At 41.3% G+C, this 15,820-nt stretch carries 17 protein-coding genes; 14 read left to right on the top strand and 3 right to left on the bottom strand.

Going from position 1 to position 15,820, the window contains the following annotated elements:
* Positions 1-137: 137 nt before the first annotated feature.
* On the top strand, positions 138-659 hold the full coding sequence (locus tag G337_RS0121370) for a prolyl-tRNA synthetase associated domain-containing protein (RefSeq protein WP_037028292.1): 522 nt from the start codon (positions 138-140) through the stop codon (positions 657-659).
* Positions 660-1,000: 341 nt separating this feature from the next.
* Here G337_RS0121370 and G337_RS0121365 read toward each other — a convergent pair whose 3' ends face one another.
* Positions 1,001-1,312, bottom strand: coding sequence for a hypothetical protein (locus tag G337_RS0121365; RefSeq protein ID WP_037028290.1), 312 nt, complete (start codon positions 1,310-1,312; stop codon positions 1,001-1,003).
* Between the two features lie 311 nt (positions 1,313-1,623).
* Positions 1,624-3,240: a B12-binding domain-containing radical SAM protein gene (locus G337_RS0121360; protein ID WP_028865652.1), complete on the bottom strand. Its 1,617-nt coding sequence runs from the start codon at positions 3,238-3,240 to the stop codon at positions 1,624-1,626.
* A 221-nt stretch (positions 3,241-3,461) separates the two neighbouring features.
* Here G337_RS0121360 and G337_RS27040 point away from each other — a divergent pair, with 221 nt between their 5' ends.
* From G337_RS27040 to G337_RS0121305, 12 genes are all read left to right on the top strand, one after another.
* Positions 3,462-4,670, top strand: coding sequence for a methyltransferase (locus G337_RS27040; protein ID WP_051303481.1), 1,209 nt, complete (start codon positions 3,462-3,464; stop codon positions 4,668-4,670).
* A 97-nt stretch (positions 4,671-4,767) separates the two neighbouring features.
* A complete protein-coding gene (locus tag G337_RS0121350) occupies positions 4,768-5,355 on the top strand; it encodes a DUF1287 domain-containing protein (protein WP_037028288.1) in 588 nt (195 codons plus the stop codon).
* Between the two features lie 88 nt (positions 5,356-5,443).
* Positions 5,444-5,950 carry a hypothetical protein gene (locus G337_RS0121345; RefSeq protein WP_028865650.1) on the top strand — a complete coding sequence of 169 codons (507 nt, stop codon included), beginning with the start codon at positions 5,444-5,446 and terminating at the stop codon, positions 5,948-5,950.
* Between the two features lie 30 nt (positions 5,951-5,980).
* The gene (locus G337_RS0121340) at positions 5,981-6,304 is read left to right on the top strand and encodes a low molecular weight protein tyrosine phosphatase family protein (protein WP_028865649.1); all 324 of its coding nucleotides are present in this window, start codon (positions 5,981-5,983) and stop codon (positions 6,302-6,304) included.
* Between the two features lie 90 nt (positions 6,305-6,394).
* Positions 6,395-7,303 carry a hypothetical protein gene (locus G337_RS29350; protein ID WP_245597694.1) on the top strand — a complete coding sequence of 303 codons (909 nt, stop codon included), beginning with the start codon at positions 6,395-6,397 and terminating at the stop codon, positions 7,301-7,303.
* Positions 7,304-7,328: 25 nt separating this feature from the next.
* Entirely contained in the window at positions 7,329-7,448 is a 120-nt protein-coding gene (locus tag G337_RS29645; protein WP_157619426.1) for a phosphotransferase-like protein, read from the top strand.
* Positions 7,449-7,508: 60 nt separating this feature from the next.
* Positions 7,509-7,874 carry an MmcQ/YjbR family DNA-binding protein gene (locus G337_RS0121330; RefSeq protein WP_028865647.1) on the top strand — a complete coding sequence of 122 codons (366 nt, stop codon included), beginning with the start codon at positions 7,509-7,511 and terminating at the stop codon, positions 7,872-7,874.
* A gap of 392 nt (positions 7,875-8,266) precedes the next feature.
* Positions 8,267-9,304, top strand: coding sequence for a substrate-binding domain-containing protein (locus tag G337_RS0121325; protein ID WP_028865646.1), 1,038 nt, complete (start codon positions 8,267-8,269; stop codon positions 9,302-9,304).
* 71 nt (positions 9,305-9,375) lie between these two features.
* Positions 9,376-10,629: an alpha-amylase family glycosyl hydrolase gene (locus tag G337_RS0121320; RefSeq protein WP_028865645.1), complete on the top strand. Its 1,254-nt coding sequence runs from the start codon at positions 9,376-9,378 to the stop codon at positions 10,627-10,629.
* Between the two features lie 30 nt (positions 10,630-10,659).
* Positions 10,660-11,832 carry a maltose/maltodextrin ABC transporter substrate-binding protein MalE gene (gene malE / locus G337_RS0121315; RefSeq protein WP_028865644.1) on the top strand — a complete coding sequence of 391 codons (1,173 nt, stop codon included), beginning with the start codon at positions 10,660-10,662 and terminating at the stop codon, positions 11,830-11,832.
* Positions 11,833-11,929: 97 nt separating this feature from the next.
* A complete protein-coding gene (locus G337_RS0121310; protein WP_028865643.1) occupies positions 11,930-12,601 on the top strand; it encodes a penicillin-insensitive murein endopeptidase in 672 nt (223 codons plus the stop codon).
* A 508-nt stretch (positions 12,602-13,109) separates the two neighbouring features.
* A complete protein-coding gene (locus tag G337_RS0121305) occupies positions 13,110-14,024 on the top strand; it encodes an AraC family transcriptional regulator (protein ID WP_037028286.1) in 915 nt (304 codons plus the stop codon).
* Between the two features lie 230 nt (positions 14,025-14,254).
* Here the strand turns inward: G337_RS0121305 and G337_RS0121300 are convergent, their stop codons facing one another.
* Positions 14,255-15,169 (bottom strand): LysR family transcriptional regulator, encoded by a 915-nt coding sequence (locus G337_RS0121300; RefSeq protein ID WP_028865641.1) that lies wholly within the window; start codon positions 15,167-15,169, stop codon positions 14,255-14,257.
* Positions 15,170-15,353: 184 nt separating this feature from the next.
* Between G337_RS0121300 and G337_RS0121295 the strand changes: the two genes are divergently transcribed.
* Complete coding sequence (locus tag G337_RS0121295; protein WP_028865640.1) at positions 15,354-15,716, top strand: EthD domain-containing protein; 363 nt, start codon at positions 15,354-15,356, stop codon at positions 15,714-15,716.
* Positions 15,717-15,820 lie beyond the last annotated feature (104 nt).

Raw genomic sequence — 15,820 nt, 5'->3', positions numbered from 1 at the left:
TATGAGTGGTGATGAAAAAGTTCTTTTGAATGGAAGGGTATTTATTGACGGCTGCATGAGTAAATGTAAAGTTTGGCCTGCATTTACGAATATAGATGCGGCTTGAATTACTGTATGAATAGAGGAAATGTTTACAGATGACAGATCTTATCACTGCCAAAGCATCGCTGGATACACTGCTTATACAGCTGAATATACGCCCGGTGTGCTATGAACATCCCCCCCTTGCGACTTGTGATGAGGCTGACAAGTTGAACCTGCAGCGCCAGGGAACAAGGCTAAAGAATCTGTTTCTGAGGGATAACTATGGCCGTCGCCATTTTCTGCTGTTAACGACACCGGAAAAGAAGGTTGATCTGAAACAACTGTCCAAGCAGATGTCTATTTCCCGCCTGGGATTTGCTTCAGCAGAGCGGCTGGATAAATATCTGCGGGTAACACCGGGTTCCGTGTCGCTGCTGGCGCTGATCAATGACAGTGAAAACCGGGTTGAACTGCTGATGGATGATGATATCTGGCGGCAGCAGGCATTTCAGTGTCATCCGCTGGTAAATACCGAAACCTATGTGCTGACTAAGAGTGAAAGTGTCGAATTCTTGAAGGCGACCGGCCATGAACGCAGTGTGATTAGAGCTTCTGCATGGTTTGTGTCGCTATGAGCACCCGTTATTATATAACTTTAACGACGGTATGCTTGATAACATCGCCATCATAACCTCAAATCTTTGGATACCTAAAATAAAGAGGCTTTTTTTGAAAAGGCTGGCTGTTCTATCTTTTCCGTTCAATCACTATTCCCTGGTTCACATAAAAACAGCAGGCGTTTCTTCTTCACGCTTATTTTAACCAGGCATTTTATTACCTGTCAGCAGGGCGTAAACTTTTTAATTAGGATGTATGTCGTTATGAAATTTTTTAAAATTGATATAGTCGAGTTTGTAACTCTTGCTGTAAAGCATGCAGATAGTGGTTGAGCGCCTGCCGTTGAGGCGGGGTAAAATCAATTGATACTTTGAAGCTTTTGTTCGAATAAAGCTTCGCTAAAGAAGAATAATCCAAAACCAAAAAGTGTAATGATGATTACGCAGCCGATAGCGATAGCTATTGAATAGGACATATTATAGTGAGCTTTAGTTGATGCTTGTTCGACTTTTTCACCGTCAAATGCTTGAACCCAATTTGCTGGGTACTTTTTTGGCAAAGGTTCAATGGATAATTTTCCAAATGAACAGATAGTAAGAAATAGTCGTCCTAAATGGAAAGCTAAATGGTTTCCACCAATAATTATTAATTGTGCAATGACTTCACCCATGATGGTGCTCCTGGCATTGTTCTAATTAATAATTATTTTAGTAATGTTTCGAGTTATGTATTGTGAAATACATCGTGTTTTTAAAACTCGCATACAAGGCAGTCACTGGGCGCATAATGCTTGCTGAGCAAAGCGTTAAGTGTCAGTGTTACTCCTCAAAAAGCGAGGACATATATGGACGCTCCAGTTTTTGTACGTATTCACCAGGGATGATAAACGCGGTGCGGTTAGTACGGAAAACACCAAGCCTGCTTAGCAGACTCGGTTTAGGAAAACCTGGCTTGATTTAGTGGCGTTCTAGCATCACCGTTTTATAACGCATGTCGCTGCTGGCGCTGCGCTAACTTGTTTGGCCTTGTTGATTCACTCTGCTGACCCGCATAAAGATTGAGATTGCTGAAGCGGCTTTTTAGTTTCGCCGAGGGGAAGTCTAATTCCATTTTAGAAACAACAAGCTGATGCCTGTCTGGAAATAAAGCTTGGACTGATTGCGAAACTAGCTCGTAAAGTCTTTTCTGGTTAATTTTGTGTGTTTGTTTCGTTTGGCTAAAGAGCCAGTCTGCGATCGCCATAAAATCATCAAAAGGATTTTCAGATAACATCTCTGCCAGCGAATGTTTAAAATGCCCAGAATTACCAATCATATCCCAGTATCGAGCAAAGCGGGTAAAACGCTGCATGGTCGCAAAATCAACACAATCATTACTTAATATAGTAAACGGCGGCAATGGACTAAAACGCAGGTCGAATGTTTCAGTGTGGCGGATTATTGGAGTACCTTTTAGACGCTTTAAAATGCCCAGTTGAACCTCATGGGGGCGGCAGTGATAGAGTTCGTTAAAGCTCTCTTTAAATGTTTCCAAGGTTTCACCCGGTAAACCAAAAATAAGATCCGCATGAATATGTGCGTTGGTATGTTCTCTTAACCAAAGTAAATTTTCTTTTGATTTAGGATTATTCTGCTTACGGCTGATATTAGCTTGTACCTCTGGTTTAAAGGTTTGAATCCCCACTTCAAACTGCAAAGTGCCTTCGGGAAACTGGGTCAGCAGCTCTTTTAATTTTTTAGGCAGATGGTCCGGTACCACTTCAAAATGTAGAAAGAGATCGTCAGTTAATCTATCTAAGAAAAACTGCATAATCTGCATGGTTTTTTGAATGTTTAAATTAAAGGTTCTATCGATAAATTTAAAATTTCTCGCACCACGTTGATAGAGGATCTCCATCTGTTCAAGAAATAAGTCCAGCTCAAATGGATTTGATACTTTGTCTAATGATGATAAACAAAATTCACATTTGAACGGGCAGCCGCGTGATGCTTCAACATAGAGCAGACGATGCTTTAAATCTGCATCGCTGTAATACTGATAGGGTAATTCAATATCTTTTAATTCAACGGGCTTAGATTTAAGGATTTTTTTGTCAGGTTCCGACGCATTTAATATATCTTTACACAGTTGATAAAAACTTAAATCAGCCGCACCTGTCAATACGAAATCTGCTGAGTCGACAATAGCCTGCTGCTCGGTTTCATAACTCACTTCCGGCCCGCCTAAAATGATCTTGATTTCCGGCGCGATCACCTTTAACAGGCTGACAACATTTGTAGTTTCAACTATGTTCCAGATATAGACACCAAAACCCACAATCTCTGGTTTTGATTCCAAGATCTGCTCAACAATATCCATGGCACGGGTTTGAATAACAAACTCTTTTATCTCACAAGCGCTTTGTAATTCTTGTAAATTAGCGTATAGATAGCGTAATCCCAAACTTGCATGGATAAACCTGGCGTTAATCGTAGCAAGTACGATTTTACCTGAGGTTTGTTCTTTGTTGCGCTTAAGCAGTGCGCTCTGTTTTTCTGAGTCAAAACGATCATCTGCTGTTAAATCTGTCTGCTCTGGATTAAATTTTTGTGCTGCCATAGTGGTTCTTAAATACTGTGAAAAATCTGCACGCGATGATACAGCAATTGTTTACGCTATTCAGTATCTATTATGCGCAGCCGACACTCCTGTTATATCAACTATAAACAGGTCTGTCAGTTAGTACTGGTGATAAGAAATCAATGCCTAAAGCTAAATAGTTACTCGCTAAAATAGGTAAATTAAGGTTAAATTGAAATTTTTCTACATATAGAGCCAAGATGAATTTAGTTAACGCATTTCTTGAACTCGATAATCTGCTCCACAAATACAGTTCGTACTGGCAGTTTATCCCGTTTCAGCATCATGATTACCCATGGTCAAATCCAGCATTAACCCGGTATGTTGATGAACTGAAAGCGAGTGATTTTAATAAAATTGATACTCAGCTTGAGCGGCAGAAAATGTGTTTTTCAGACTTTTTTCCGGATATGTTCGCCTGGGGTGAAAAACATCAACTGGCGATGAGTGCGCAAACGGAAGCAGCCTCTCCATTCTGGCTGAAAACTAATATTGCAGGGAGAAAATGGCAGCAAATACAGGCCTTTAGTCAAAGCTTTCCATTTAAAAACCGCTCGATTGTGGAGTGGTGTGCAGGAAAAGGGCACCTAGGCCGCATTCTGGCATTTCATCACCAAACTTCAATTGACAGTATTGAGTGGCAGGCTGAGCTGTGTCAACAAGGGCAAACGCAGGCCGACAAGCTGCAGCTGCCGCAGAAATTTATTCATGCGGATGTATTAACGACTCAGGCCGAACTGCTTGCAGGTAAGCAGCATGTTGTAGCTATGCATGCCTGTGGTGATTTACATACAAAGATGCTTGCAGAAAGTGTTAAACATCAAGTTGAAAACATAGATTTGATCCCTTGCTGTTACCATTTAACAGAAGCTGAAACGTATCAAAGTTTGTCCAGCTATGCGCAGCAGAGCCAGTTAGCCTTAAATAAAGATCAGATAAAAATGGCCGTACAGTCACAGCTAACAGGAGGTAACAGGGCCGCAGTCTTACGCCAGAAAGAAGTGACTTGGCGCTTGGCCTATCAAGCTTTAAGGGCTGACTTAATGCAGGATTTACATTATGTACCTATTCCTTCTGTGAATAAAAGCTGGTTTAGCGGAGAGTTTAAGGATTTCGCCTGCTGGTGTTTACAACAGCATAATTTAACAGCGCCCGGGCAGGTAGACTGGCAGCAGTATCTATCGCTTGGAGAAATTAGAGCCGCCAGCATACAAAAAATGGAATTGGTGCGCCATGTTTTTAGACGGCCGTTAGAAATGTGGCTCATTTTAGATAGAGCTTTATACTTACAGGAGCAGGGCTATCAAGTGGTACTAGAAGAGTTTTGTGACTATCAGATTACGCCTAGAAATATCGTAATTAGAGCAAACATCCCCAAACGCCATGGAAATGTTTGCGCTGCGTGCTAGGTGCTTTAACGGAAAAATATCAGCTGGTCATTACTTCGTGATTTTAGCCAGCCATTGTTTCTGTTCAGCAGGCGTTATATTTTTAGGAAGAATGATTATGAATCGAATTCCATTTTTAATACTGTCTCTTTTCTCATTTATGAGCTTTGCCAGCGATTTTTCCGAGCGGTTAGTTGAAGCAGCGGAAGAGAGAACAGAGTTTCAGGTTAGATACGACGGTTCATACCATAAACTAAGTTATCCTAACGGCGATGTTCCTTCAGGTATTGGTGTTTGTACGGATGTAATTATTCGTAGTTATCGTAAGCTGGGAGTTGATCTTCAGGTCTTGGTTCACGAAGATATGCGTGACAATTTCAGTCACTATCCTTCTAAAAAGATATGGGGGTTATCGAGAACTGATCGGAACATTGATCATCGTCGAGTACCAAATCTACAGGCATTTTTTGAACGGAATGCGATTTCTTTACCTGTTAGCCAGCGTGGTGAAGACTATCGTGCTGGTGATATTGTCACATGGATGCTCCCGGGAAACCTTCCCCACATAGGTATATTGGTTAACAAAAAGTCAGTGTTTGGCTCTCATCCTTATGTCGTTCACAACATCGGCTCAGGACCTGAGATTGAAGATATACTTTTTGACTACAAAATCACTGGTCACTATAGATTTGAACCGAAAATCTAATAAAGCTATTCAACCGGCCCCGCTGCATCGCTCTGTGCTGCAAAAGTACCGTGGCTGACGGCGTCTAGCAGAGAAGGAGGTAGTTTCAGTGAGAGTTATATTAGCTGTGGCGCTCAATATATTATTACTTGCGCTTACTTTTTTGTTTATGAGCCATATGTATATAGCAATATTGATCGGAATTTCGCTGCTTATATGGTTTTTTTACTTTTTGTGGCGCCGTCAGAAACTTGTAATGGCGCGCGTAGAAGAAAAAATACGGGGTCAGAAGCTAATAATGCCCGTAGAACATATTATGTTCAGGGCTGTGGAATCCTCTGGATATTCTCAAACGAGTGGTATGGGTTATATAGCACTTACAGAAAATTATCTGTATTTTGAACTTGTTCTTTTAGATTTAGTAATTACAGTGCCGGCGGCTAAACTTCGAGGGGCGGAATTCGTTCGTCGTTTGAAAGGCGTATCGCCTCTTAAGAAAATGCTGCGTATAATTTTCATCAATGAAAATGGCGAAGAAGATTCCATTGCGATTAATGTTAAAGAAATGGAACATTGGAAAAACGCAGTCTCTGGTATTTGCGAAAACACATATTAGCAAGCCGGGTACTTTGTTATTGGAGAGAGAATGAAAAAAGTATTGTTCCTATGCAGCAGGAATAAGCTGAGAAGTCCAACGGCTGAGGCTGTCTTCAGTAATGTGCAAGGCTGGGAAGTTTATTCAGCAGGCATCAGTAACGATGCAGAGGTTCATGTAAGTGTCGAAGATATTGAGTGGGCTGATTTTATCTTTGTCATGGAAAAAGCACATAAGAAGAAATTAAGCAGTAAGTTTGCTCTAGCCATCAAAAATCAAAAAATCATTTCGTTAAATATTCCAGATGATTATGAATATATGGATGCAAAACTGATCAAGATACTTCAATCTAAGGTGCCGGGGTTTGTAGACTAACCGGCACAGATAAGGGCTGACAATCTATCCTCCGGCTGCAGTTATGCTTATGCATCAGCTTTATATTAAATAGACGGTACAAATTAATTTATGAAAGAGTTATTAAAAAAGGGAATTAATACAGTGCGAACGGTTGCCGATAAAGCAGCAGATGAATTAATTTCTGGATATTCAATCGTCAAAGAAAAAGTAAATGGACTGCCGATCTTTATTTCGATCCAAAAATATTCACAGTATGTTGATATTCAGTATGATGAAAAGCATTACTTTGTTATTCCTTATCATCTTTCAGAGCACACATTCGCTTTGCATACTATGCGCTGTTTACCTGATTCAGTGCCTGAAATTAATAACCTTCCGAAAAGAAGAATATTCCACTTTCCTAATGTCCACTATGAAGTGATGCTGAAAGAGTACATGAGACAATGTGCAGGGGATGTTGCTCGAGAAAGGTCTAAGGATAATTTAAACAGCCTTGAATCACTGGCAAACGATATTGATTCATTGGATAAAAAGCTAACCTATGGAATGCTGTTAGTCGGAGGGTTAGCAGCCGTAGCTAATCCTGTTCTGGGGGCTGGAATTGCAGCAAAAGCCTTACTACCTGGAGTCGGTAGTCTTTTAAATAAATATGGTTTAAGACCTGCAGGTGAAAAGCTGAGTAATTACCAGATTGAAAAATCAGTTAAGGAAGCGGAAGAAAATATAGCCAAACAATTCGCAGAATCGAGCACACTTCAGGTTATAAATCCAATATTACAAGAATTAGAGCTTGCTCTTCGCACAACGGAATCTGAACATGATCCGTTAATCGATCCCAATTTATCTAATGCCGGCATTCCCGAACTGCATAATGAAAGGTGGCGTCAATTAACTGAAATTGCGATTTGCCGTGTTTATAAAGAAGTATATGAAGACAGCCGCTTACATAAGGAAGCCAGACTTGGTCCAGAGGATCTTAGGTGGTTAAAAATTATGTTCGAAATAAACAAGGACTAACAAGCGGCTCAACAGGGTATGAAGTATGCGTAAAATATCAATAGTCTTCAATGGAACATCAAGTGCTGGAAAGTCAATCATAGCAAAAGAAATCCAGAAGCAGTCAGGAACAATATTTGTGTATTCAGGGGGTGAAAATGAATAGCGTTATACAATTAATTGAGAATGCACATTTCATCCGGCCTAATAGGAGAGGAACAGTACAATGACTTATGACGAATATAATGCCTTTTGTCATTCATTACCGGCATCGACATACGTAGTTCAATGGAACAACTCTCATGTATGGAAAGTAGGCGGTAAAGTATTTGCAATCGGCGGCCTGGGAGAAAAGGATAAACCTGCATTTATTTTTAAAACATCCGAGCTTAACTTTTATTTTTTAAGTGAATTAGAAGGTTATAAACCAGCCCCTTACTTTGCCTCGCGAGGAATGAAGTGGATACAACACTATGACAGCTCAAAAGAAACAGATGCAGATTTAGCCTATTACCTTAAAGAGTCTCATCGCATTGTTTCCCTGGGCCTTACTAAAAAAAAGCAGAAAGAACTTGGTTTAAATCAAGAATAACTATTGTAAAAGAAAGTCGATAAATGCGCTTCCCGCCTGATGCTTTTAACCAGTACTTATCAATAATTTCGGTCTAAATGGACAGCAGTATTGAGATCCGTATAAACAGACGCGTTCACGAGCAGTACTCTCAACAGCCCTTCAAGTAAAGACCTTCACACAAAGCCGAGCGGATACTTAATTTCCACCTCAAGATCTCAACTAACCGTCTGCTGCTGTTTATGAAATTTATCTTATAGTCAGTAATTTCAAACAAAACTTAAAGCGCTTTGAGCTTTTTCTTTATGTTGTAAATCCTTTCAAGATCGAGATCACAGCTAATTACTGTGATTGTTGATCTGAACTGACATTCATATAAATTTAAAGCGCTTTAAATTCTCAAAGGATTAATCATGACAACACTAAAATCTCTTGCTCAATATCTTAACCTGTCTCAGGCAACGGTCAGCAGGGCACTTAACGGTTTCCCGGAAGTGGGTGAAAAAACCAGAAAACGTGTGTTAAATGCAGCCAGTGAGCTGGGCTATCAGGCAAACGCAAATGCGCGCAAGTTAGCGACGGGGCGTTCAGGTATGATCGGCATTGTTCTGCGGTCACCTGACGAATTAATTAATGCTCCGACTTATGTAGAGGAGCTTGCAAATATCAGCCATCACCTAGGCGATGCTGATTATGACCTGCTGATCAACTCTGCGCGTAAAGGCAAGGCTCTGGAGTCATTTAAAAGATTTGTGTCCAGCCGGACCATAGACGGCGTGATTATTAAAGCACCTGATGTCAATGATGAACGCATAAAATATTTATTAGAGCAGGACTTTCCTTTTGTCGTGCATGGCCGTACTCAACAAAAAGTTGATTATGCCTATTTTGATATTGATAACCTAGATGCAGCGTCCCAGTCTGTTAATTTACTCGCCGACCTCGGCCATAAACGTATTGCCATGCTCAATGCACCGTCTCATTTTGCTTTTGCAGCTCAAAGGGCAGAAGGCTTTACTAAGGCAATGAAAGAGCGGGACATAGATATTGTCGATTCATTTATTGTTAACCGTCCAATGGTAGAAGAAGAGGGTTATAAAGCAGCGCTAGAATGGTTTAAAAACAGCAGTGCCGATTTAATTCCGACGGCCGTAGTGTGTTCCTGCGTAAGTCAGGCATACGGGCTTTACCTTGCCGCTAAAGAACTTGGTATCAGCATAGGTAAAGATTTGTCAGTTATCGCTCATGACGATGTTATCGCACATTTGAAAACAGAAAATTTTACACCTCCTCTTACTGTAACTCGTTCACCGTTCACCGATTCCTGCAAGCCGCTTGCAGATACGATTGTAGCTGTTCTTTCCGGTGTCGAGCCGAAAAAACTGCAGACAATAGCACCTGTTGAACTAGTTGTTAGAAAGTCCATCGGTGCTGTCCGTCAAAAAGATTAATAAGCCTAAGATGCCTGCTCATAAAATATAGCAGGCAGCAGACACAAATTATCAAATAGAAGGAATAAGCAATGAGTAAAACAAAAGAGAGTCAGTTTAAGCATGTCGAGTGGTCTCAATCTGCCAATATCTATGAGGTGAATATCCGTCAGTTTACACCGGAGGGTACATTCAACGCTTTTAAAAGCCATCTGCCGAGATTAAAAAAAATGGGCGTAGATATTTTGTGGTTTATGCCTATTCATCCTGTGGGTATAAAAAACCGCAAAGGCTGTATGGGCAGCGGTTACTCTGTTAAAGATTATTACGGTGTAAACCCTGAGTTCGGCACACTGCAGGACTTTAAAACACTGGTGCAGGAGATACACGACATGGGAATGTATGTTCTGATTGACTGGGTGGCCAATCATACTGCCTGGGATAATCACTGGGTCAGCGAGCATCCTGAGTGGTTTAAAAAAGACCAGAAGGGAGAAATTCATTCCTATGTTTACCATAACGGGAAAGAGCTTGAGTACTGGGATGATGTAGTCGGTCTGGATTATAAAAAGCCGGAATTATGGGATGCCATGATAAATGCGCTGAGTTACTGGGTTAAAGACGTTGATATAGACGGTTACCGTTGTGATGTTGCAGGGTTGGTGCCGACGGAATTCTGGGAAAAAGCCAGAGCTGAATTAGACAGTATTAAACCTGTGTTTATGCTTGCTGAATGGGCATCTCCAGAGCTGCATAATAAGGCGTTTGACATGACTTACGACTGGGGACTGTATGATGCAATGAGTGACATTGTTAAAGGTAAAAGCAGTGTGTCTGCAATTAAGGAACATATTGAATTGTCTGCCGTTGAATACCCTGAACACGCTTATCGTATGGCCTTTACCAGCAATCACGATAAAAACAGCTGGGAGACATGTGATGCTGAACTGTATGGGCCTGCATTCAAAGCCTATTCAGTTCTGGCGGCGACCTTATCAGGTATGCCGCTGATCTACAGCGGACAAGAATCGGGCCTTAATAAACAGCTGTCTTTTTTTGCAAAAGACGAGATTGAATGGCAGGAATTTCAACATGATGATTTCTACCAGCAGCTTCTGGCGCTGAAAAAAAATAACCCTGTGTTATGGAACGGGCAGTACGGCGCAAGACCGGAAGTATTAGAGGAAACGAGTGAGTCTGTTTTCTGCTTCAGTCGTGAAAAAGAGCAGAACAGTGTTGTAGTGATGATTAACCTTTCTGACAGCAGCCAGCAGTTTTACTCAAACAAGCTTTTACAAGAGGTAAAGCTTAAACCTTTCGAATATAAAATCACCACATTCAACTAGAACAATTTACAACGTAAAAGGAAAGATACAATGAGAAAATTATCAACACTTGCTATATCTGCTCTTTTAACCGCCGCTTCACTGCCTGTCAATGCGTTTACTGATAATGTGATTACAGTGTGGGCGCCTTCTGATAAAGGTTATAAAGGAATTATTGAAATCGGCAAAAAATTTGAACAGGAGACAGGGGTAAAAATCAACGTCGAACACCCGGTTGAGCTGGAAAAAAGGTTCCCGCAGGTTGCTTCAACAGGCGGCGGTCCTGATATCATGATTTTTGCACATGACCGTTTCGGCGGCTATGCAGAAGCGGGCCTGCTCCGAAAAATTTCACCAAGTAATGAATTTAAATCTAAATTTGACAACTTTACCTGGAGTGCCCTGAACTATAAAGGTGACTATATCGGTTACCCTATTTCTGCTGAAACATTGTCACTTATATACAATAAGGATTTAATAGCGAAACCAATGCAGAACTGGGAAGAAGTCTTTGCAGTAGATAAGTCTATGCCGGATGACAAGAAAGCCGTAATGTGGGATATTCAGTCCCCCTTTTTTACCTGGCCGATTCTTTCTGCAAATGGTGCCTATGCATTTAAACTCACTTCCAGCGGGTTTGATGCCCGGGATATCGGGGTTAACAATAAAGGTGCTAAACAGTCGATGTCATTTGTAAAGAAATTAGTAGACCGCGGTATTATTTCACCAGACTCTGATTATGCGTCTGCTGAAGCTGCATTTAATAAAGGCAAAGTCGCCATGATGATAAACGGCCCATGGTCATGGAAAAATTTAGATAAATCCGGCATTAACTATGGTTTAGCAGTGCTTCCTAAGTTAAATGGTAAACCTTCTCGTCCTTTTGTGGGTATTTTAAGTGCAGGAATTAGTGCCGCTTCTCCTAATGTTGATTTAGCTAAGGAATTTATTGAGAACTACCTGCTTACCAACGACGGACTTAGATACATGAACCAGCATGCACCGATTGGAGCGCCTGCACTAAAAAGTTTCCAGAAAGAGTTAAGCGCTGATCCGCGCGTAACGGCAACGATTGAAAATGCCAGAATAGGGGAGATTATGCCTAATATACCGCAGATGATGCCGTTCTGGTTTGGACAAAAAGCTGCAATCAGTAATGTCATTAGCGGCCGTCAGTCTATCGATGATGCACTGGCGACGGTGGAAAAACGTATGCTGCAGTAGACGTTTACATACATTGATCACGTAATAAAACTTCATAACTGCTGTTAATAAAACAAGGATAAGCAGTTATGAAACGCACAAGGAAGTATTATATTTAATGACAAAGTTATTCTTAATAGGCCTGATATTTATCTCTTCAGGCGCCAGCTCCCAGTCAAGTACCTGTTTTGGCTCCACTGCAAACGGAAGTTTAAAGAACGGAGTTGAACTGCCGGGCAAAGGAAAAAATTATGTAAGTTACAGCACGATTGCGAGGCTTGCTGGACGAACCTATGTTCATTCCGCAGTGAAAACAATCATACTGAATTCATATAAAAATTTACAAACCAGCATGCCTGACACCGTATTTAAATATGCTGAAACAGGTTTCGAAGACGGTGGTAAATTCCGACCGCATAAAACGCATCAAAATGGACTGTCGGTGGATTTTATGACTCCCGTCGTTAATGACAAAGGTGTGTCTGTTCATCTGCCTACCAGTCCGTTTAACAAATTCGGCTATAACATCGAGTTCGATTCGTCAGGCTGGTTTGAAGAATACCGTATCGATTATAATGCGTTAGCGTCTCATATAGTTGAGCTGCACAAAGAGTCGAAGAGACTCGGCTTTGACTTATGGCGGGTTATTTTTGATCCGGAACTGCAGCCGAACTTATTCACAACCAAGCATGCTGAATATTTAAAGCAGAATATTCAGTTTTCAAAAAAACCTTCATGGGTAAGGCACGACGAGCATTATCACGTTGATTTTAAAATCCCGTGTAAATGAATGTGAATAAATACAACTATTAACAAAGGCCGGAACTTTTTATTGTATTTTTCGGGCTTCAGCACGTCACATTCTAGTAACACTGTGCTTCACCAGCATATATTAAAGCGTTTCCTCTAGGGGTGGCAAAAACACCATCATTACGTTCGTAAATAACAAAATTACCAAGGCCGTAAGTGTTTGATGATGCTCCGCTCCCAAAACCATACTCTAAGGCTTTCCCTTGAAAGTACTGGTTCAGATAAGTGTTTAAGTCGGTGAGCTAGTGCAGCCGTTGACAGAAATTCGATGAATATGAGGTGTTAAGAGTATCAATATAAGTGGTAATGTTATCGTTAAGTTGACAGGGGCTTATTGATCAGTTCTGATAAGGATGTACAATATTAACTGTATATTAATACAGTTGTGTTTTGTAATAATCGTTCCACTCTGAGGACTTGCCTTTTTATTGAACTATTTGGACTTGATCAAGATAGATTCAAATAAAAATGCTGCATAAGGAAATTTGATGCGCTACACCACAATTGACTACAAAAAACGCGTTTGTCGTGCTATGAATTTTATCAGCCGCAATATCGAACGCGATCTGTCGTTGGAAGAGATTGCTGAGTCAGCTTCTTTTTCCATGTTCCATTTCCACAGAATTTTCAAGGCTGTTGTTGGGGAAACTGCGGCTGGATTTACAAGAAGGCTGCGTCTTGAGCTGGCGGCAAACCGTCTTTTATCTAATCCGCTTGATGATATTACCACAATAGCAATGGGATGCGGTTTCTCGAGTTCACAAAATTTTGCCAAGGCCTTTCGACAGCATTTTGGAACGACACCTTCTGAGTATCGCAAAAGCAAGATTGGAAACACAGAGCGCAAAAATGAAAACGCATTATCCCTCCAGGCAACCTATGATTCTGACACTGTCTTAATGAATTCATTAAACAACAAAAGGAGAAACGCAATGAACGCAGAAATCAAAGAAATGCCGGAATATAATGTTGCCTATATACGTAAGGTTGGTTCTTATGGCCGTGAAACATGCGAACCTGCATTCGTAGAGCTGATGAAGTGGGCTGGCCCTCGAAATTATGCGGGACCCGGTAAGGTTCTTTCAATCTTTTGGGATAATCCTGAGGTAACCCCTGCTGAAAAGTGCCGTTTTGATGCATGCATAGTTATTCCTGAAGGAACTGTTCCTGAAGGACAAATTGCTGTTCAAAGTGTCTGCGGCGGGCCCTATGCCGTGTGTCATTTCGAGGTGATTACTGACAATATTCAGCAGGCATGGGAAGAAGCTTTTGCATGGTTTTGCACCAGCGGATACGAATGTGATGACAAACCATGTTATGAACTCTACCATAACAATCCAGAAGAGCATCCAGAAGGTAAGTGTATCTTTGATATTTGTATTCCTTTGAAATGTCAAAACTAATTTTTAACTGAAACAGCTGCACCAGCCGTCGTTTGTCTATGACGGTTGATGCGGTATTTTACAACAGTTAGTCAAATCGAACTGCGCTCTGCATCTCTTTATATCATTCACCTTACGAAGTCTGATAAAACCGCCTTATTCGAAAATAAGAATAGGGTTGTCTTATAAATCAAGTATACCTAGGCGTGTTAATACTGTGTTTCATTATTACACTTTATTATTAATTTCTATTATTTCCGGGGTAATGCCCAGTCGGCATTTGCACAATGTTTTTCTAAAAAGTCCATGAAAATTCTTACCTTGGGCGGCAGGTGCTCTCGATGAGGATAGAGTGCATAGACTGCTCGCGGCGCTAATTCATACTCCTGCAGCACAGGAATAAGTTTGCCGGTGCGTAATTCTTCATGAATGACGGTTTTTACTAAGGCTGAGATTCCCAGCCCCTGTACGGCGGCATCAATAACCGCATCTACCGAGTTGATTTTAAGGCTGCTGTTGATTTGGTGTTCTGCCGGCTTCCCGGTAATTTTATAGCTAAATGATCCCACAATTGGGGATGAAAGAATCGATAAACTAATCCATTGATGCTCCGCCAAGTCCATTGGTGTTTGCGGCGTACCGCAGCGGGCAAGATATTCGGGTGAAGCAAAAAGGACCACAGAGGTATCGCATAGTTTTTTAGCAATCAAGTTAGAGTCCGGCAGCTGTCCAATGCGTACTGTAAGGTCTATACCATCCTCAACCATATTAACTACCTGATCATTGAGCTGCAGATCTATTTTCAGCAAAGGATAAAGGCTGCGCAGCTCTTTAATTACAGGGATCAATAGTGCTCTGCCGAACGGAACGGGGCTGGATACCCGCAGCGTGCCGGTCGGCTGGTTTTGATACTGGCGCAGTTCATTAAGAGCGATATCGGCGCGGTTGACTATCTGTTCACAATGGCGGTAATAAATTTCGCCTGCCTCAGTAAGACTCAACTTGCGGGTCGAACGGTTAAGCAGGCGTACGCCGACTTCCTGCTCCAATAAACTAATCTGCTTACTCACTGCTGATTTAGCGACACCAAGGCGGCGGGCAGCTTCAGAAAAGCTCTGTGCCTGTACCACCTTGGTAAAAACTCCTACACGTTTTAGCTCTTCCATTTTAATTCCTGAAGTTTATCGAAACTGTTCACTTAAAGAGAACAGTATTATTCAAAACACCTATCTAGTAAAGTTTTTAGGAACAAGTAAACTTTAATTGAAGTTTGCAGATAGATGAAATCTGTATATCCATAATTAATAGTTACTCGTCGGCGCTTAGATCAGACGTAATAAGGAAAATAAAATGATCAAATTTATCATGTGTTGTACCCGCCATGCAGAAATGACTCGAGAAGAGTTTCAGGATTACTGGCTTAACAGTCATGGGCCCTTGTTCCAGAAGTTTGCCGATACTTATAGAGCGAAAAAGTATATCCAGTCTCACACAATTGCTACACCACTTAATGAGGGCATTCGAGAGTCAAGGGGAATGATGCAGGCATACGATGGTGTTGCAGAAGTCTGGTTTGAATCGGAACAGGAGCTTATGGAAGCAATGAGCTCATCAGAAGGGCAGGAAATAAGTGCAGTACTGCTGAAAGATGAAGGTAATTTTATAGATCATGCTAAGTCAACGGCATTTATTGCCAAAGAATATGAACTGTAAAAGGGGCGCATAAAACGCTGCACCGGACATTCCCTGCGCTGCAGCACAAGCTGAATGCCTCAACGCCTCATCCAGTTGCTTCACTAATTACAGTCAAAACCCGC

Source organism: Psychromonas aquimarina ATCC BAA-1526, from assembly GCF_000428725.1.
GTDB classification, from domain to species: domain Bacteria; phylum Pseudomonadota; class Gammaproteobacteria; order Enterobacterales; family Psychromonadaceae; genus Psychromonas; species Psychromonas aquimarina.
Note: the sequence above shows the minus strand (reverse complement) of the source record. Positions and strands in the feature narration are given on the sequence as shown.